The sequence below is a fragment of the Streptomyces sp. NPDC046909 genome, from assembly GCF_040644695.1.
In the GTDB taxonomy this organism is placed as follows: domain Bacteria; phylum Actinomycetota; class Actinomycetes; order Streptomycetales; family Streptomycetaceae; genus Streptomyces.
This window is the reverse complement of record NZ_JBEYXC010000011.1, coordinates 54,521-73,029: the sequence shown is the minus strand read 5'-3', so window position 1 is coordinate 73,029 and position 18,509 is coordinate 54,521. Positions and strand designations below refer to the sequence as shown.

Sequence of the window (18,509 nt, the reverse complement as noted above, 5' to 3'; positions counted from 1 at the left end):
AACCGTGCCCCGCACCCTGGCCAACGCCCCGATCATGATCCTCAACGGCCCCAATCTGAACCTGCTCGGCCAGCGCCAGCCGGAGATCTACGGTTCCGACACCCTCGCCGACGTCGAGGCCCTGTGCGCCAAGACCGCGGCCGCGCACGGCGGCACGGTCGACTTCCGGCAGTCCAACCACGAGGGCGAGCTGGTCGACTGGATCCACGAGGCGCGCCTGAACCACTGCGGGATCGTCATCAACCCGGGCGCCTACTCGCACACGTCGGTCGCGATCCTGGACGCGCTCAACACCTGCGACGGACTGCCGGTCCTGGAGGTCCACATCTCCAACATCCACCGGCGCGAGTCCTTCCGGCACCACTCCTACGTCTCCCTGCGCGCCGACGGTGTCATCGCGGGCTGTGGTGTGCAGGGGTACGCGTTCGGTGTGGAGCGGGTCGCGGCGCTGGCGGGGACGGGACAGGCGGAGGCGTAAGGCGGGCGGCAAGGGCGGTCGGTACTGACCGACCGCCAGGCAGGCGCCCGTTACAGGCGCCCGGCCTCCACGATCCGCCGCAGGAAGCGCTGCGTGCGCTCCTGCTGAGGGTCTCCGAAGATCTGCTCGGCCGTCCCGCGCTCCAGGACGACCCCTCCGTCCAGAAAACAGACCTGGTCGGCGACGTCCCGCGCGAAGCCCATCTCGTGCGTGGCGAGCACCATGGTCATGCCCTCGTCCTTGAGGTCGCGGACGACGGTGAGCACCTCGCCCACGAGCTCCGGGTCGAGTGCCGCGGTGATCTCGTCGAGCAGCAGCAGCCGGGGCCGTACGGCCAGTGCGCGCACGATCGCGACCCGCTGCTGCTGACCGCCGCTCAGCCGGTCCGGGTACTCGCCCGCCTTGCCGCCGAGCCCGAGCCGCTCCAGCAGCTCCCTGCCGCGCTCCTCGGCCTCCGCGCGGGACACCCCGTGCACCCGGCGCGGGGCGAGCGTGATGTTCTCCAGGACGGTCATGTGCGGGAACAGGTTGTACGCCTGGAAGACCACGCCGATACGGCGGCGTACCGCGTCCTGGTCGACCCGCGGGTCGGTGATCTCCTCGTCGTCCAGCCAGATCGCGCCGTCGTCGATCTCCTCCAGGAGGTTCGCGCAGCGCAGCAGCGTGGACTTGCCGGAGCCGGAGGCGCCGATCAGCGCGGTCACGGTGTGCGGGGCGACCTCAAGGTCCACGTCCCGCAGGACGACCGAGCCGCCGAAGGTCTTGCGGACGGACTCCATCCGCAGCACCGGTGCGTCTGCGTCGCTCATGCGATCCCTCCCTGGGCCCGCCGCCGGTCCATCCGTGCCGTCACCCAGTCCGTGAACCGGGTCATCGGGATGGTCAGCGCGACGAAGACCAGCCCCGCGACGATGTACGGCGTGTAGTTGAGGCTGCGGCCCACGATGATGTCGGCGGCCCGTACGGCGTCCACCGCGCCGCCGATCGACACCAGGCCGGTGTCCTTCTGCAGCGACACCAGGTCGTTGAGCAGCGGCGGCACCTGGCGCCGTACCGCCTGCGGCAGCACCACGTAGCGCAGCGCCTGCCGGTTGTTGAGGCCGAGCGAGCGGGCCGCGGCGCGCTGCGAGGGGTGGATGGACTCGATGCCGGCGCGGAACACCTCGGCGACGTACGCCGAGTACGTCAGCGTCAGCGCCGTGCCGCCCAGCCACACCGGGTCGACCGTCACGCCCTGGAGCCGCAGCGCGGGGACTCCCAGGACGACGATCATGAGGTTGATGATGAGCGGAAGGCCCCGGAAGAAGTCCGTGTAGGCGGCGGCCAGCACCCGCAGCGGGAAGAACACCGGGCCGCGCAGCGTGCGGGCGATGGCGATGAGCATGCCGAGGACCAGCACGGCCGCACCGCAGATCAGCAGCAGCCGGAGGTTGAGCCACAGCCCTTCGAGGACCTTGGGGAACGCCTCGCGCGCGTACTCCCCGTTGAAGAAGGTCTCCTTGGTGCGCGGCCAGCCCGGCGCGTTGACGACGACCACGTAGAGGACGACGGCCGTCACCAGGGTCGAGAGCGCGGCGATCGCCGTCGCGCGGCGGGAGCGGGCGCGCTTGTGGCGCTCCCGGTCCAGCCGCCGCTGCGAGGGCGTGTACGAGTCATCCGAGTCCGGCGCCTCCGCGCCGGACTCGTCCTTCGTGAGCGTCACTTGAGCACCGGTGCGTCGACGGCGTCGGACAGCCACTGCTGCTCGATCTTCGCCAGCGTGCCGTTCTCGCGCAGGGTGTCGACCGCTTCGGTCACGCAGGAGGTGAGCGCGCTGCCCTTGTCGAGGACGAGGCCGAACTGCTCGGGGGTGCCGCCCTGGTTCTCGAACTGGCCGACGATCTTCGCGTCGGTCACCTCGGCCGCGGTGATGTAGAAGGCGGTCGGCAGGTCGACGACGATGGCGTCCACCTGACCGTTCTTCAGGGCGGACTTGGCCTGGTCGTTCTTGGCGTAGGCGGCGGCCTGCTGGGTCGGCTTCACCACGTCCTCGATGTAGTCGAGGCTGGTGGTGCCGACCTGGGCGCCCAGCTTGAGGCCCTTGAGGTCCGCGACGCTCGTCGCCTTGGCGGCCTTGGAGTCCTTGAGGGCGATGACGGCCTGGCGCACGTCGTAGTAGCCGGACGAGAAGTCGACGGCCTTCTTGCGCTCGTCGCTGATCGAGACCTGGTTGATGTCGAAGTCGAAGGTCTTCTCACCGGGCGCGAACGCCTTGTTGAAGGGGACGCTCTGCCAGACGACGGCGCTCTTGTCGTAGCCGAGCTGCTCGGCCACGGCGTAGGCGACCGCGGACTCGAAGCCCTTGCCGTTGGCGGGCTTGTCGTCCTTGAACCACGGCTCGTACGCGGGCTCGTCGGTGGCGATGGTGAGCTTGCCGGAGGTCTCGGTGGCCAGCTTGCCCTTGGCGCACGTGGTGCCGGACGACGAACCCGAGGGCTTGGCCGCCGAGTCCTCCTCCGGCTGCGGGGCACAGCCGACGGCGGTGGCGAGCAGGGCTATGGTCGCGGCGGCGACAGCGCGGTGCAGTGCGCGAGGGGCGAGGTGCATGGCGGGAGATTGACAGCAGGCCGCCCTGTTTGTCGAGGTCACAACGGCATTTGTCCGCATACTGGGAACGGGTGTTGCGTTCTTGTGAACGTCCTCTGTGTGCGTCGCCGGGGCCGCCGGTCGAGGGCGGGGATCGGAAGACCGGCGGCCCGTACCGCGCGGGAGCCGTCATCCTGCGCGGGGCTGCTACCAGTTGACCGCGCAACCATGTGCGCGGGGAGCGTGCGCGGGGCGCCGGAGTGTGCGAAGGGTTCACACGGGGCGCGCGTGAAGGCGTGCGCGCCGGGCGCGTGAAGTTATGCGGCGCGCCCCGGCGTTCACCACCCGTTGTTCGGGCTCGACGTGCCCGCCCTGACGCTCACCACCCGCGCGCGTGCCACTCCGGCAGATGCGGGCGCTCCGCGCCCAGCGACGTGTCGTTGCCGTGCCCCGGGTAGACCCACGTCTCGTCCGGCAGGACGTCGAAGATCTTCGTCTCCACGTCGTGGATCAGGCTGGCGAAGGCCTCCGGGTCCTTGCGGGTGTTGCCCACGCCGCCGGGGAAGAGGCAGTCGCCGGTGAACACATGGGGGTGTCCGTGCGGGTCGTCGTAGACGAGCGCGATGGAGCCCGGCGTGTGACCGACCAGATGGCGCGCGGTGAGTTCCACGCGCCCGACCCGGATCGTGTCCCCGTCGTCGACGAGGACGTCGGTCGGCACGGGGATGCCGTCGGCGTCCTGGCGGCCCGCGTACGTACGGGCGCCGGTGCCGTCGACGACCCGGGCGAGGGCCTGCCAGTGGTCGCCGTGCTGGTGGGTGGTGACGACGGACGCGATGCCGTCGTCACCGATCATGCCGAGCAGCGTCTCCGCGTCGTTCGCGGCGTCGATCAGCAGCTGCTCGTCCGTGGCCCGGCAGCGCAGCAGATAGGCGTTGTTGTCCATGGGACCGACCGCGATCTTGGTGATCATCAGGTCCTTGAGTTCGTGCACGTCCGCCGGGCCACCGACCGTGACCTGTCCGCTGTACGTCATGGCGGTCAGTCTAGGGCGCCCCTACAGCGGAGGAAGCTCCGGCAGCCTGCCGCCCTCCGTCCGCAGCCCCGACCCGTCCCGGCGTCCGGCGAGCCAGCCGAGCAGGTCGGCGGGGGATCCCGTCACCGTGACCCCGATGGGTTCCGCCACCCGGCCCGTGGTCCACGCGCGCGTGCCGTCCGTCAGCCGCGTCGGCGGTACGTCGGGGTGCCCGGTGAACCGGTCGGCGAGGAAGGCGATCTCCCGCTCCGTGAACTCCTCGGGGAGGTCCTCCAGCTCGTAGCCGATCCCCAGGTCCACGTGGTGCAGCTCCACCTCCACCCAGCGCCGGAACGGCACCATGGCCGCCGAGTCGGTGACCCCGTTGCGCAGCTGCACGATGCGGGACCAGTCGGCCGGGACGGCCCCCGCCTCCTGGAAGCGGGCGGCGCTGTCGCGGACGTCCGCGAGCTGGACGTCGAGGGGGCGCGGGGCGTCCCGGTCGATGTCGGCGTCCCGGGTCTCCGCGGAGGCGTACATGGGGCGGCCCCCCAGAACATTCACCAGCGCGTCCGCGTTGCGGGCGAGGTGGGCGAGGACGTGACCGCGGGTCCACCCGGGAAGCCGTGACGGCTCGGCCACCGACGCGTTGTCCAGTTTGGCCGCTGCGGTGAGCAGCCGTTCCGTAGCGTCACGTACAGACACCAGGTCATGAGCGTGATCAATCATGGTGCTGACCCTAGTCCCGCCACACCTTTGGGTGAAGGTGGTGAAGCAGTGCCGTAAATCGAATGCGCGTGCTATATGGTCGGGAGCGGCGTCGGGCATGCTGGATGGCTCGGGTTTGTTGTCCCATTCGGGAATCCGACCGGCGTTGTCAGTGGCTCCCCCTAGTGTGAGAAAGCACGGGGGCCTCGCCCCTGTCACTTCTCTCAAGAAAGGTGCGGACCGGCGTGGCCGACCGTCTCATCGTCCGTGGCGCGCGCGAGCACAACCTCAAGAACGTCTCGCTCGACCTGCCGCGTGACTCGCTCATCGTCTTCACGGGCCTGTCCGGGTCGGGCAAGTCCTCCCTGGCCTTCGACACCATCTTCGCCGAGGGCCAGCGCCGCTACGTGGAGTCGCTCTCCTCGTACGCCCGCCAGTTCCTCGGCCAGATGGACAAGCCGGACGTCGACTTCATCGAGGGCCTCTCGCCCGCCGTCTCCATCGACCAGAAGTCGACCTCCCGCAACCCGCGCTCGACGGTCGGCACCATCACCGAGGTCTACGACTACCTCCGGCTGCTCTTCGCCCGCATCGGCAAGCCGCACTGCCCCGAGTGCGGCCGCCCGATCGCGCGCCAGTCGCCGCAGGCCATCGTCGACAAGGTCCTGGAGCTGCCGGAGGGGAGCCGCTTCCAGGTGCTGTCGCCGCTGGTGCGCGAGCGCAAGGGCGAGTTCGTCGACCTCTTCGCCGACCTCCAGACCAAGGGCTACTCCCGCGCGCGTGTGGACGGCGAGACCATCCAGCTCTCCGAGCCGCCCACGCTGAAGAAGCAGGAGAAGCACACCATCGAGGTGGTCATCGACCGTCTCACGGTGAAGGACTCCGCCAAGCGCCGTCTCACCGACTCCGTCGAGACCGCCCTCGGCCTCTCCGGCGGCATGGTCGTGCTCGACTTCGTCGACCTGCCCGCCGACGACCCCGAGCGCGAGCGCATGTACTCGGAGCACCTGTACTGCGCCTACGACGACCTGTCCTTCGAGGAGCTGGAGCCCCGCTCCTTCTCCTTCAACTCGCCCTTCGGCGCCTGCCCCGAGTGCACGGGTATCGGCACGCGCATGGAGGTCGACCCGGAGCTGATCGTCCCCGACGAGGACAAGTCCCTCGACGAGGGCGCCATCCACCCCTGGTCGCACGGCCACACCAAGGACTACTTCGGCCGTCTGATCGGCGCCCTCGCGGACGCGCTGGGCTTCCGCACCGACATTTCGTTCGCCGGGCTGCCGCAGCGCGCCAAGAAGGCCCTCCTCTTCGGCCACAAGACGCAGATCGAGGTCCGCTACCGCAACCGGTACGGCCGTGAGCGCGTGTACACGACCCCCTTCGAAGGTGCCGTTCCCTTCGTCAAACGCCGGCACAGCGAGTCCGAGAGCGACGCCAGCCGCGAGCGCTTCGAGGGCTACATGCGCGAGGTGCCCTGCCCCACCTGTGAGGGCACCCGCCTCAAGCCGATCGTCCTCGCGGTCACCGTCATGGGGAAGTCGATCGCCGAGGTCTCCGGCATGTCCATCAGCGACTGCGCGGACTTCCTGGGCGAGCTCAAGCTCAACGCGCGCGACAAGAAGATCGCCGAGCGGGTGCTGAAGGAGGTCAACGAGCGGCTGAAGTTCCTGGTCGACGTCGGTCTGGACTACCTCTCGCTCAACCGCGCGGCCGGCACCCTCTCCGGCGGCGAGGCCCAGCGCATCCGCCTGGCCACCCAGATCGGCTCCGGACTCGTCGGCGTGCTCTACGTCCTCGACGAGCCGTCCATCGGTCTGCACCAGCGCGACAACCACCGGCTGATCGAGACCCTCGTCCGGCTGCGCGACATGGGCAACACGCTCATCGTCGTCGAGCACGACGAGGACACCATCAAGGTCGCCGACTGGGTCGTCGACATCGGCCCCGGCGCCGGTGAGCACGGCGGCAAGGTCGTGCACAGCGGCTCCATGAAGGAGCTCCTCGCCAACGCGGATTCGATGACGGGCCAGTACCTGTCCGGCAAGAAGGCCATCCCGCTGCCCGACATCCGCCGCCCGCAGGACCCGACCCGCAGGCTCACGGTGCACGGCGCCCGGGAGAACAACCTCCAGGACATCGACGTCTCGTTCCCGCTCGGCGTCTTCACCGCGGTCACCGGCGTCTCCGGCTCCGGCAAGTCGACGCTGGTCAACGACATCCTGTACACCCACCTGGCCCGTGAGTTGAACGGTGCGAGGAGCGTTCCGGGACGGCACACGCGCGTGGACGGCGACGACCTCGTCGACAAGGTCGTCCACGTCGACCAGTCGCCCATCGGCCGCACCCCGCGGTCCAACCCGGCGACGTACACCGGTGTCTTCGACCACGTCCGCAAGCTGTTCGCCGAGACCACCGAGGCGAAGGTGCGCGGCTATCTGCCGGGCCGCTTCTCCTTCAACGTCAAGGGCGGCCGCTGCGAGAACTGCGCGGGCGACGGCACCATCAAGATCGAGATGAACTTCCTCCCGGACGTCTACGTCCCGTGCGAGGTCTGCCACGGCGCCCGGTACAACCGGGAGACCCTGGAGGTCCACTACAAGGGCAAGTCCATCGCCGAGGTCCTGAACATGCCCATCGAGGAAGCGATGAACTTCTTCGAGGCGGTTCCGGCGATCAACCGCCACCTGAAGACGCTCAACGACGTGGGTCTGGGCTATGTCCGCCTCGGCCAGTCCGCGACGACCCTCTCCGGCGGCGAGGCACAGCGCGTGAAGCTCGCCAGCGAGCTCCAGAAGCGGTCCACCGGCCGTACGGTCTACGTCCTCGACGAGCCGACCACCGGTCTGCACTTCGAGGACATCAGCAAGCTGCTGAAGGTCCTCGCCGGACTGGTCGACAAGGGCAACACGGTCATCGTCATCGAGCACAACCTCGACGTGATCAAGACCGCCGACTGGATCGTCGACATGGGCCCCGAGGGCGGCGCGGGCGGCGGACTCGTCGTCGCCGAGGGCACCCCCGAGGAGGTCGCCGCGGTCCCCGCGAGCCACACCGGCAAGTTCCTGCGGGAGATCCTCGGCGCCGACCGCATCAGCGACGCCTCCTCGGTGAAGGCCCCGCGCAAGACGGCGGCCAAGAAGACCGTCGCGGCCAAGTCGACGGCGAAGAAGACCGCCACGGCCAAGACGGCCTCGGCCAGGACCACCACGGCCAGGACCACCACGGCCAGGACCGCCAACAACACGGCCACGAAGAAGGCCGCCGCGGCCGGCAAGAAGGCGGCCCCCGCCAAGAAGACGACACGGGCACGCAAGGCCTGACCGGACCGGGGTGCGCGGAGCGACTTCCGCGCACCCCGGCCGACCTCTTTTCCTCATCTCTTCCTCTTCGCGCTCACCCCTGACTCGCCGGCCTCCGAGCCGGTAGCTTCTCCGCGACGACTCAAGGGCAGGAACACTCCGAGCAGTTGGACTTCGACGTCATCTGCCCGTGGTGCTGAACCGCCCTGCGCGAGAGGGGAATCACGTGACCGCCACCGCCGTTCCGGAGCCCAGACGCAACGAGCCCGACCAGAGTGCCGAGAAGCGCGCGGATGCCACGCGGAAGCGTCTGGAGGGCCAGATCAAATGGTTCGACGACAAGAGCGTCTCCGCCCAACGCCAGTTCAAGCGGCTGAAGATGGCCACTCTGATCCTGGCGGCGGGCCTCCCCGTGGCCGTCGCCGCGGGAGCCCCCGACTGGATCGTGGCGCTGATGGGCGCCCTGGTCGCGGTCATCGAGGGCGCCCAGCAACTCTTCAAGTACCAGGAGAACTGGATCAGTTACCGATCCGTGTGCGAGAGCCTGCGCCGCGAGGATCATCTGTATCAGGCGCGCGCCGGCCGCTACGCCAAGGCGGACGACCCTGATCTCCTGCTCGCCGAGCAGCTGGAGAAGCTCACGAGCAAGGAGAACGCCCTATGGGCCGAACGGGAGACCAAGTAGCGGCTACTTCGGCTCGACGAACTGCATGTCCAGCTGGATCTTGACCACGTCACCGAGGAACCCCGCCCCGAAGTCGAGCCCGAAGTCGCCGCGTCGGATCTCGCCGGTCGCCTCGAACCCGGCGTGCCGGCGCTGATCCGCCGGTGAGTCCACGACACCGCCGAACTCGACGGCCAGCGTCACCGGCCGGGACACCTCGCCGATGGTCAACTCGCCCTCCAGCGACCAGTCTTCACCCGACCCCGACACCCGCGTCGAACGGAACGTCATCGTCGGACGCTTCTCCACGTCGAGCAGATCGGCCGAGCGGGTGTGGGCATCGCGGTCGGGGTTGCCGGTGTCGATGGAGGCGAGCGCGATCTCGGCGCTCACCCGTACGTCGTCGGCCGTCGCACCGGCGTACAACTCGGCCTTGAACTCGGTGAAACGGCCGCGCACCTTGGCGATCCCGAGGTGGCGGATGGTGAAGTTGACGGCGGAGTGCAGCGGGTCGAGTTCCCAGTCGCCGGAGGAGAGGGGGAGCGCGGCGGCCGAAGGGGCGGTGGTTTCCGAGGAGTTGGTCATGCGTCCACCCTGCGCGGCCCGCCGCCGCGGAGGGAGACCGGGCGGAGAGTGGTAGTGACAGGGACACCCTCCACCGCGGCCCGCGTTGTACGTTCGGAAGGTGAGCGACAACGAGTTGGGCACCTTCCTGCGCACCCGCCGTGAATCCGTCACACCCGCGGACGTGGGCCTGCCCACGGGTCCCCGTCGCCGCACCCCCGGACTGCGCCGCTCCGAGCTCGCCACGCTCGCCGGTATCAGCGTCGAGTACCTCACCCGGCTCGAACAGGGCCGCGACCGCAACCCCTCACACCAGGTGCTCGGCGCGCTCGGGGACGTGCTGCGCCTGCCGGGTCCTGACCGCTTCCTGCTGCGCCGCCTCGCCAAGGAGATCGACGCGGACAAGGCGTCCTGCGCCTCGGCGGAGGCCCCCACCCACACCGTGCGGCCCACCGTACGGGCCCTGCTCGACCGCCTCGAACCCACCCCGGCAGTGCTGGTCAACTGGATCGGCGACATCGTGGCCCACACCCACGGCTACGAACGGTTCGCCCGCCCGCTGGGTCTCCTCGACGGCCACCCGCCCAACGTCGTGCGGTACGTCTTCACCGACGACCGGGCCCGTGCCGTCTACCCCGGCTGGGAGCGCCTGGCGGACACGCAGATCGCCCATCTCCGCCACGACGCCTCCCTGCACGACCCCCATGTCGCCGCTCTCGCCGACGAGTTGACGGTCACCGCGGGAGCGGCCTTCACCGACCGGCTCTCCGCGGTTCCGGCCCTGCCTGCCCGCTCCGGCACGGACCTCGTCGAGCATCCCGAGGCGGGGCGCCTGAGACTGTCGTACGAGACCCTCGAACTCCCGGACGACGGACAGCGCCTGACGATCCACGTCCCGGCCGACGAAGCCACCGCGACGGCCCTCGACCGGCTCAACGGCCGTACGCCGGGGGCACTTCGCGCGGTGAGCGGCTGAACTCCCGCAGGAAGCGGGGAAGTCCCTAGAACCCCACCTCACCCGCGTACGGCGGCTCCGCCCCCGCCCGCGAGCACGTCACCGCCGCCGCCCGCGCCGCGAACCGCAGCAACCGTGTCCACCCCGGCACCCCCAGCCCTTCGAGGGCCTCGCGCGACAACGCGTCCTGGACGGACAGTCCGTGCAGGAGAGCCGCGTTCACCGTGTCACCCGCGCCGATCGTGTCGACGACGTCGACCTTCTCGCCCGGCACGGAGTGCACGCCCCCGTCGCGGGTGAACGCGGTGAGGCCGTCGCCGCCCTGGGTGATCACCACGGCGGAGGGCCCCGCGGCCAGCCACTCGCGAGGCGTGCCGCCCAGCCACAGCGCGTCCTCCTCGGAGAGCTTGAGCAGGGACACCGAGGGCAGCCAGCTTTTGAACCGGGCCCGGTAGGCGTCCGCGTCCGGGATCAGTCCGGCCCGGATGTTGGGGTCGAGCGCGGTGAACACGCCCTGCGCGGCGGCGGTCCGCAGCAGCTCCTCGTAGGCGCTCGCCCCGGGCTCCAGGACGAGCGAGCAGGTGCCGAAGGACACCGCGCGCGTGTCGGCGGGGAGGGCGGCGGGTGCCGAGAACAGGCGGTCCGCGGTGCCCTCGACGTAGAAGGAGTACGCCGCCGAGCCGCTCGCGTCGATCGTGGCGACCGCCAGCGTCGTGGGCTCCGGACCGCGCTGCACCGCCGACACGTCCACGGACGCCCGCCGCAGCCCGTCGAGCAGGGCCTCGCCGAACGCGTCCGACGACGTACGGGAGCAGAAGGCGGTGCGGGAGCCGAGGCGGCCGAGGGCGACGGCCGTGTTGTACGGGCCCCCGCCGAGCGCCGGCGTCAGCCCCGCCAGGGCTCCCGTGCCCTGCGGTACCAGGTCGATGAGGGCCTCACCGGCGACGACGATCACGAGCGGTTCCTTTCCAGGGGGATGGTTCCAGAGGTCCCGGCCTTCTCGGGCGTCCCAGCCTTCTCCGGCGTCCCGGCCTTCTCGGGCGTCCCGGCCTTCTCGGGCGTCCCGGCCTCCTCGGGACACCCGCACGACGTCCGGTGCACGAACGCGCAGGGCAGCCGGACCGTCCGGGCGGGCCGGTCCGGATCGGCCCGCCGTTCCAGGAGCACCTGGAACGCCCGCGCCCCGATCTCCCGTCCCGGCTGGGCGATCGCGGTGAGCCGGGGGGAGAAGAGATCGGCCCAGGGGAAGTCGTCGAAGCAGCACAGCGCGATGTCACCGGGCACCGCCAGACCGCGCTCGCGCAGGACACGCAGCGCGCCCAGCGTCATCGTGTTGTTGGCGGTGACGAGGGCCGTCGGCGGCTCGGCGAGGGACAGCAGCGCGGCGGTCGCCCGCTCGGCACCGGCCGACGCGGAGTCGCCGTGGACGACCAGCGTCCCGTCGTGCGGCAGCCCGGCGGCCGTGAGTCCGTCCCGGTACCCGGAGATCCGCTCGTCGGTGGTGCTGAGCCCCGGGCGGCCCGCCACCAGGCCGATCCGCCGGTGACCGAGTTCCGCGAGATGGGTGACCAGCAGGCTCGTCGGTGTGCCGCTCTCGGCGCACACCTGGTCGAAGCGCGGCGCGGCGGTGTCGACGACGCGGTCGAGGAGCACGGTCGGTACGTCGTGCCGGCCGAGGTAGGCGAGGAGCTCGGCGGGTTGCGCCGAGGGCGCGACGATGACGCCGTCCACCCGCCGCTCGTGCAGGAGCTGGACGACCTTGCGCTCGTGGCCGGGGTCGTCGTGCGGATCGGCGATGAGCAGGCTGTAGCCGTGTTCCAGGGCCGCCGCCTCGACGCCTTGGAGGATCTCCGTGAAGTACGGGTTGCTGATCGCCGACACCGCGAGGCCGAGGGAACGGGTGCGGGAGGTCACCAGGGAGCGGGCCAGGGTGTTGGGTGTGTAACCGAGCTCGTCGACGGCGTCCAGCACGGCCTGCCGGGTCGTCGGGAGCACCGGCCGGGTGCCGTTGAGCACATGCGAGACGGTCGCCACGGACACGCCCGCGCTGCGCGCGACGTCGGCCATCGTCGGCATGCCGCCCCCTCCTCCTGGACACCGCTCAGGCCGGGAACGTATCGCATCCGACGACGGACGTAAACGCTTGCGCAAGCGTTTACGTCGATCGAAACCAGCTCAATCCCAAACGGTCATTCCCAGTCCCACCCGATCCCCACGATCCCGGTCCGCACCCGCGGCTCGACGATGTGCACCGACCGGTGCGTCCCGGTGAGCGCGAGCTCCTGGCGGCCGCTGCGCGGGGCGGCGGCGGAGTGCTGGGTGAAGCGGTGGCAGCGGGCCGGGAGGGCGTTCTCGTCGAAGCGGACCTGGAGGGCGTACTGGCCGCCGGACGGTCCGAAGCCGCGGACGTACTCGCGACTGACGCCCGCCGTGCCGTCCTCGACGCCGTAGCGGAACAGGAAGGTGTCGCCGGCCCGCAGCCGGGTGTCGAACAGGAGTTCCGCGACGAGCACGCCGGTCTCGTGGTGGAAGCGGACCCGTCCGGTGCGGCAGTTCTCCAGGGCGTGCACCCGCATGTGCTCCGGCGCGCACCCCGGGTCGCCGTGGTGGACGGCCACGAACCGGTCGACGCCGTCCTTGTGGGCGCGCACGATGTGGTGCGACTCGCGGCCGAGCAGCTCCCGGCGCCCCCCGATCCGCACCCGCTCGTGGTGGCCCAGGGTGTGCAGCCCGCCGTCCGGCGGCGAGTCCAGCTCGGCCAGCAGCCGTTCCAGTACGCCGGAGGCCTCGACGAGGGCGCGGTAGGAGCGGCCGGCCGGGCGTCCGGCGGCCTGGTGTTCGTCGGCCTCGGCGAGCAGCCGTATCAGGGACTCCTCCGGCAGCTGGAGGATCTCCTCCAGGGCCCGGACCGCGCGCAGCGACTCGGGGCGCTGCGGGCGCCGGGCGCCCTGCTGCCAGTAACTCAGGCTGGTGACGCCCACTTTGACCCCGTGCCGGGTCAGATGGTGCTGCACGCGCTGGAGCGGCAGTCCCCGGGCGGCGATCGCGGCCCGCAGGGCGACGTGGAAGGGGCCGCCCCGCAGGGCCGTGTCCAGTTCCGCGGAGGTGACGGCGGCGACATCCGCGTGCTGTGTGGCGTGCGGCATGCAGGGGCCTTTCTGTGTGTTCACGACGGCTGGTCAGACCGTTCGCGCGGGTTCGCACCGGGACCGGGGCGTCTTCACATCCGTACGCCGTTCTTCACGGTCCCGAGTTCCCCCGCATTGAAGCGTGTTGACCAAGTCCCGACAACACCTCATGCCCAACGGACGCGCACTCCTGGCCGGGATACGGCGGGAAAGTCAAGGCTGCGCGACGGCACCGTCGTCGCCGAGTATCTTTCTGATCGCCCGCGCGGAGAGGGCGGACTTGTGAAGAAATCCGCGGGCCGGGCTGGCGGCGACGAGTTCCTCGAAGTCGTCCAGGGAGTGCGTGGAGATCAGGATGATCACGGACGACACCTGGCCGGAGAGCTCCACCGCCAGGTCGAAGCCGCTCTCGCCGCCCAGATCGAGATCCACCAGGACGATGTCCGGGACCAGTTCGGCGGCCCGCGCGATGGCTTCCGAGCCTGACATGGCGACGCCGACGACGGGTACTCCGTCGCGCTCCAGAAGAGTGCGCGCGGCCTCCAGGAACCGGATGCTGTCATCGACGAGAAGACAGCGCATGGACATGCCCCAAAGGGTCCCGCTCGGCCGGTGATTGCGCTTTCCAGCTACCCGGAAAGAGTCGACGCGCGTTGCTTCCCGGCAGCTGGAATGTGCTGAATTCCCTTGCCGAACACGGCAGTTCCCGCTCACACAGCGCAGCGGCACATCACCGGCGGTAGCATGTGGGCTGCCCTGGGGAGGCCGTGGTGGTCCGGTCGAGTGGGGGTGCGCGATGAAGGCGTGGATCAGGAACGTCGGAACGGTCCGGAGGCGTCGCGCCCTGGCCGCGGGGCTGTTGGGAGCCGTCCTGCCGCTGGCCGCGTGCGGTGGCGGGGGAGGCGACGACGACCGCGGCGCCGACCGGACGGTCCGCACGGACACGACCTGCGACGGCCGGATCGAGGGCACCGAGCATCTGACGGTGTGGTTCCACGCCGGGCCGAGCGGGGAGTTCAGCACCCTCCAGAAGCAGGTCGCGGACTTCAACAAGGCGCAGAAACGGGTGCGGGTCGAGCTCGTCACGCTGCCCGAGCAGAAGCCGTACAACGAACTCGTGGACTCCGCCGCCGCCAGCGGCGACCTGCCGGACCTGCTCGACTTCGACGGACCGCGGCTGTACAGCTACGCCTGGTCCGGCAAGCTCAAGCCGATCGACTCCTGCGTACCGGCGAGCCTCCGCGACGACCTGCTGACCTCGATCCGCCAACAGGGCACATACGCCGGGAAGTTGTACGGCGTCGGCACCTTCGACTCCGGTCTCGGGCTGTATGTGCGGCCGTCGGTCCTGAAGAAGGCCGGCATCCGGATCCCCGAGGGCGTCGAGGACGCCTGGACCTCCGACGAGTTCACCGACGTCCTGCGCACCCTCCGCGAGGCGGGCCACAGGACCCCCCTCGACATGGGGCTCCTTTACGCCAGGCCCGGCGAGGAGTGGGCCACGTACGGCTTCGCGCCCGCGGTGTGGTCGGCGGGCGGCGACCTCATCGAGCCGCGCACCTTCCGGACGGCCGACGGCTTCCTCAACGGGCCCGAGGCGGTCAAGGCGCTCACCGTCATGCGGAGTTGGGTGAAGGAAGGGCTCGTCGAGCCCGGCCGGACCGACGACCAGGCGTTCAGCGAGGGCCGCGCCGTCATCTCCTGGACCGGCCACTGGTGGTACCCGGACTACAGCAAGGCGCACCCCGGCGACGTGGCGATCGTGCCGCTGCCCGACTTCGGTGAGGGCACGGTGACCGGGATGGGCTCCTGGCAGTGGGGCGTCACCTCGGGCACCGCCGACGGCGACGCCGTCTGGCGCTTCCTCGCCTATCTGCTGAGGACGGACCAGGTCGACCGGATGACCGGGGCCAACGGCGCGATCCCGGCCACGCACAGCGCGGTGAAGCTCTCTCCGGCGTACGCCACCGGCGGCGCCGAGCATCTGTTCATCGAGCAGCTCACGGGCGGCGTCGCCCGTCCCCGGCCGCAGACGCCCGCCTACCCGGCGATCACCGAGGCCTTCTCCCGGGCCTTCACGGAGATCGTGAAGAACGGGGCCCCGGTGAAGGCGACCCTCGACGAGGCGGTGGCGGCCATCGACAAGGACCTCGCCGCCCACGACGGCTATCCGCGGCAGGGGCCATGACGCCTGGACCTCCGGGGAATTGACGGGCATTCTGAGGAAACCGGGGAAGGAGAGCTCCTCGACGAGGTGGTGGGCATGGCGAACGTGAGGGACCTGGCGGACCGTCAACACCGCCCGCCCACCGTGCACCACCGGCACCGCCCGCCCACCGGACACCACTGGCACGGCCCGCCCGCCGGGCGCTGAGGGACCGGACATGCGCGGCCCGAGAGCGACCGGAACGGGGCGTCCCCCGCTCCTGGCCCGGCTGCGGGTCGGCCGCAAGCTGATGCTCCTCGTGCTGCTGCCGGTGACCGGCCTGCTGGCCTTCACCGCGTTCAGCGCCGTCGCCCAGTGGCAGGAGGCGAGCGACCTGCGCTCCTTCCACCACGCCACCGAGGTGTCCTTCGCGCTCACCGGGGTCTCCGACGCCGTCGCACGGGAACGGATCGCCGCCGTACAGGCCCGTCTGCGCCCCGCGGCGCCCGTCCTGGCGGACCGCGCGGCGGCCGAACGGGCCACCGACCGCGCCCTGGACCGGGCCGCCGGCCGCGCCGCCCCCTGGACCGGCACCGACGTCGCCGGCGCCCTCGACGCCGTGGGCCGGCACCTGCACGCCCTGCGCGTCCAGACCGGCACCGCCTCGCTGACCGCGCGCGCCGTGGCGGGGGAGTACGCCGGCATCGAGGACACGCTCCTCGACAACGTGGCCGCCGTCGAGTCGGGCGGCCCCACCCGGACCTCGGGCCGGGCCGCCGACGCGCACCTCGCCCTCGTCCGCGCCATCGAGTCCGCCGAACGCGAGCGCGCGGAACTCGCGATCCTGCTGGACACACCCGCCGGGCAACGCCCCACCACCGCCGGACGCTGGCCCGAACTGGAGGCGGCCGAGCTGGACACCTTCAGGCAGAACACCACGGACGAACTCCGCGGCAAGCTGTACGGCATCCAGTTCGCGGCACCAGGCAGGGCCGTCCGCAAGGTCCGCGACACCCTCGCCGCCCCCGCCGCCGAGACCTCCCCATGGCCCTCGTACCACCGCTGGCTCGCCGACTCCACGGCCCGCATCGACTCCCTGCGCGGCATCCAGGACCGGGCGGCACGCGAACTCGACGCCACCGCCGCCCGCGACCGCCGCGGCGCGGAGACCCGCGTCCAGCGCGACCTCGCCGCCTCCCTGACCGTCCTCGCCGTCGTCACCGTCCTCGCCCTCACCCTGCGACGGTCCATCACCCGCCCCCTCAGCGAGGTCTCCGAGGGCGCGCGGGCCCTGTCGTCCGGCGATCTCTCGTACGACATCCGGTACGCGGGACGCGACGAGCTCGGCGATGTCGCCGACACCTTCCGCGAACTGCGCGTCACCACCGAGCGGCTGGCCGGCGAGATCCGGGCCATGAACACGGCGATCGACTCGGGCCGGCTCGAACACCGCGCCGACGTCGCCGCCTTCGAGGGCACCTGGGCGCAGCTCCTCGGCGGGATGAACGGCACCATGGCGTCCTTCGCGGCGGCGCACGGGCGGCGCGAGAAGGCCGAACAGGAAGTGGAGAGCATCTTCAACCTCTCCCTCGACCTGCTCTGCATCAGCGGCCTCGACGGCTACTTCAAGCGGGTCAACCCGGCCTTCGAACGGACCCTCGGCCGCCCGGGAGAGCAGCTGCTGTCCAGGCCGTACATCGAGTTCGTGCACGAGGAGGACCGGGCCGTCACCCGCGCGGCCCTCGACCGGCTCGCGAGCGGAGTCGAGGTGGCCGAGTTCGAGAACCGCTATCTGCGCGCGGACGGCACCGAGTGCTGGCTTCAGTGGAGCGCCCGGCCGGTCCCCGAGGAAGGCCTCATCTACGCCACCGCGCGTGACGTCACCGAGAGCCGCCGGGCCGCCCTGGAGCAGGCCGCGCTGCGCCGGGTCGCCACCCTGGTGGCGCGCGGTGCCCCGCCGTCCGAGGTGTTCGGGAGGGTCGCCGAGGAGGTCGGGGCCCTGCTGAACACGACCGCGGCCGTGCTCAGGCAGGAGGCCGACGGCGGCCAGACGGTCCTCGGGACCGTCCTCGGGCTCCCGGACGAGCTGGAGCGGGCCACCCGGGAGACCCGCAGACAAGGGGGCCGCAAGGCGATCCGCGAGGTCCTGGAGACCCGCCGCGCGGCCCACGTCGGACAGGCCGTCGGCGCGCCCATCGTCGTCGAGGACCGGCTGTGGGGGTTCATCCTCGCCGCCTCCCCGCAGGACGTCCTGCCCGGCGGCACCGAGTCCCGGCTGGCCGACTTCACCGAACTCGTCGCCACGGCCATCGCCAACGCCGACAGCCGCGCCCAGCTGACCGCGTCACGCGCGCGCGTGGTGGCCGCCTCGGACGCCTCCCGGCGCCGCATCGAACGCGATCTGCACGACGGGGTCCAACAACGGCTCGTCGCCCTCCAGTTGGACCTCAGACTGGCCGAGTCCCTGCTGACGGACCGGTCCTCGGAACTCGCCGAGCAGCTCGCCCACGTGGGCAAGGGGCTCGACGACGCCTTCCAGGACCTGCTCCAGGTGGCCCGCGGCATCCACCCCGCCATCCTCTCCAAGGGCGGCCTCGGTCCGGCCCTGCGCTCCCTGGCCCGCCGCTCGGCCGTCCCCGTGGAGCTCGACCTGAGGCTGCCCCCGGCCCGGCTGCCGGAGCGGCTGGAGGTGGCCGCGTACTACGTCACCTCGGAATGCCTCACCAACGCCACGAAACACGCGCACGCGCGCGTGGTGCAGGTCGACGCCGAGATCCGCGACGACTGGCTGGAGCTGGTCATCCGCGACGACGGCGTCGGGGGCGCCGAGCCGGGCCGCGGTTCCGGTCTGATCGGGCTCATCGACCGGGTCGAGGCCGTAGGCGGCAAGCTGGACGTCACCAGCCCGCCCGGGGAGGGCACGACCATGGCCGTACGCCTTCCGCTGAACCCGCCCCCGGCGGACGTGTGACCGCCCGGGCGCACGC

General features: G+C 71.1%; 16 protein-coding genes. 6 read left to right on the top strand and 10 right to left on the bottom strand.

The window, feature by feature from the left end:
* Positions 1-4 precede the first annotated feature (4 nt).
* On the top strand, positions 5-478 hold the full coding sequence (gene aroQ / locus ABZ928_RS32565; protein ID WP_361526899.1) for a type II 3-dehydroquinate dehydratase: 474 nt from the start codon (positions 5-7) through the stop codon (positions 476-478).
* 50 nt (positions 479-528) lie between these two features.
* Here aroQ and ABZ928_RS32560 read toward each other — a convergent pair whose 3' ends face one another.
* The 5 genes from ABZ928_RS32560 to ABZ928_RS32540 all read right to left on the bottom strand — a co-directional run bounded on the left by ABZ928_RS32560 (position 529) and on the right by ABZ928_RS32540 (position 4,787).
* Positions 529-1,287: an amino acid ABC transporter ATP-binding protein gene (locus ABZ928_RS32560; protein ID WP_361526897.1), complete on the bottom strand. Its 759-nt coding sequence runs from the start codon at positions 1,285-1,287 to the stop codon at positions 529-531.
* Positions 1,284-2,180 carry an amino acid ABC transporter permease gene (locus ABZ928_RS32555; RefSeq protein ID WP_361526895.1) on the bottom strand — a complete coding sequence of 299 codons (897 nt, stop codon included), beginning with the start codon at positions 2,178-2,180 and terminating at the stop codon, positions 1,284-1,286. The genes ABZ928_RS32560 and ABZ928_RS32555 overlap by 4 nt, the downstream gene beginning before the upstream one ends.
* Complete coding sequence (locus tag ABZ928_RS32550; protein WP_361526893.1) at positions 2,177-3,064, bottom strand: ABC transporter substrate-binding protein; 888 nt, start codon at positions 3,062-3,064, stop codon at positions 2,177-2,179. Before ABZ928_RS32550 ends, ABZ928_RS32555 begins: the two co-directional genes overlap by 4 nt.
* Before the next feature lie 358 nt (positions 3,065-3,422).
* The gene (locus tag ABZ928_RS32545; protein WP_361526891.1) at positions 3,423-4,079 is read right to left on the bottom strand and encodes an MBL fold metallo-hydrolase; all 657 of its coding nucleotides are present in this window, start codon (positions 4,077-4,079) and stop codon (positions 3,423-3,425) included.
* A 21-nt stretch (positions 4,080-4,100) separates the two neighbouring features.
* On the bottom strand, positions 4,101-4,787 hold the full coding sequence (locus tag ABZ928_RS32540; RefSeq protein ID WP_361526889.1) for a maleylpyruvate isomerase family mycothiol-dependent enzyme: 687 nt from the start codon (positions 4,785-4,787) through the stop codon (positions 4,101-4,103).
* Between the two features lie 224 nt (positions 4,788-5,011).
* On the opposite strand from ABZ928_RS32540, the gene uvrA reads away from it, so the two are divergent.
* Positions 5,012-8,086: an excinuclease ABC subunit UvrA gene (uvrA, locus tag ABZ928_RS32535; RefSeq protein ID WP_361526887.1), complete on the top strand. Its 3,075-nt coding sequence runs from the start codon at positions 5,012-5,014 to the stop codon at positions 8,084-8,086.
* Between the two features lie 205 nt (positions 8,087-8,291).
* Positions 8,292-8,750 (top strand): DUF4231 domain-containing protein, encoded by a 459-nt coding sequence (locus ABZ928_RS32530; protein ID WP_361526885.1) that lies wholly within the window; start codon positions 8,292-8,294, stop codon positions 8,748-8,750.
* A 3-nt stretch (positions 8,751-8,753) separates the two neighbouring features.
* Here the strand turns inward: ABZ928_RS32530 and ABZ928_RS32525 are convergent, their stop codons facing one another.
* Complete coding sequence (locus tag ABZ928_RS32525; protein ID WP_361526883.1) at positions 8,754-9,314, bottom strand: YceI family protein; 561 nt, start codon at positions 9,312-9,314, stop codon at positions 8,754-8,756.
* A 100-nt stretch (positions 9,315-9,414) separates the two neighbouring features.
* Between ABZ928_RS32525 and ABZ928_RS32520 the strand changes: the two genes are divergently transcribed.
* A complete protein-coding gene (locus tag ABZ928_RS32520; protein WP_361526881.1) occupies positions 9,415-10,269 on the top strand; it encodes a helix-turn-helix transcriptional regulator in 855 nt (284 codons plus the stop codon).
* 25 nt (positions 10,270-10,294) lie between these two features.
* Here ABZ928_RS32520 and ABZ928_RS32515 read toward each other — a convergent pair whose 3' ends face one another.
* The 4 genes from ABZ928_RS32515 to ABZ928_RS32500 form a co-directional block, all read right to left on the bottom strand.
* Positions 10,295-11,203, bottom strand: coding sequence for a carbohydrate kinase (locus tag ABZ928_RS32515; RefSeq protein ID WP_361526879.1), 909 nt, complete (start codon positions 11,201-11,203; stop codon positions 10,295-10,297).
* Positions 11,200-12,324: a LacI family DNA-binding transcriptional regulator gene (locus ABZ928_RS32510; RefSeq protein WP_361526877.1), complete on the bottom strand. Its 1,125-nt coding sequence runs from the start codon at positions 12,322-12,324 to the stop codon at positions 11,200-11,202. The genes ABZ928_RS32515 and ABZ928_RS32510 overlap by 4 nt, the downstream gene beginning before the upstream one ends.
* Before the next feature lie 113 nt (positions 12,325-12,437).
* Positions 12,438-13,394 carry a hypothetical protein gene (locus ABZ928_RS32505; RefSeq protein ID WP_361526875.1) on the bottom strand — a complete coding sequence of 319 codons (957 nt, stop codon included), beginning with the start codon at positions 13,392-13,394 and terminating at the stop codon, positions 12,438-12,440.
* Between the two features lie 195 nt (positions 13,395-13,589).
* The gene (locus tag ABZ928_RS32500) at positions 13,590-13,964 is read right to left on the bottom strand and encodes a response regulator (RefSeq protein ID WP_361526873.1); all 375 of its coding nucleotides are present in this window, start codon (positions 13,962-13,964) and stop codon (positions 13,590-13,592) included.
* Positions 13,965-14,172: 208 nt separating this feature from the next.
* Between ABZ928_RS32500 and ABZ928_RS32495 the strand changes: the two genes are divergently transcribed.
* Entirely contained in the window at positions 14,173-15,564 is a 1,392-nt protein-coding gene (locus ABZ928_RS32495; protein WP_361526871.1) for a sugar ABC transporter substrate-binding protein, read from the top strand.
* A 196-nt stretch (positions 15,565-15,760) separates the two neighbouring features.
* Entirely contained in the window at positions 15,761-18,493 is a 2,733-nt protein-coding gene (locus ABZ928_RS32490) for a nitrate- and nitrite sensing domain-containing protein (protein WP_361526869.1), read from the top strand.
* Positions 18,494-18,509: the final 16 nt, after the last annotated feature.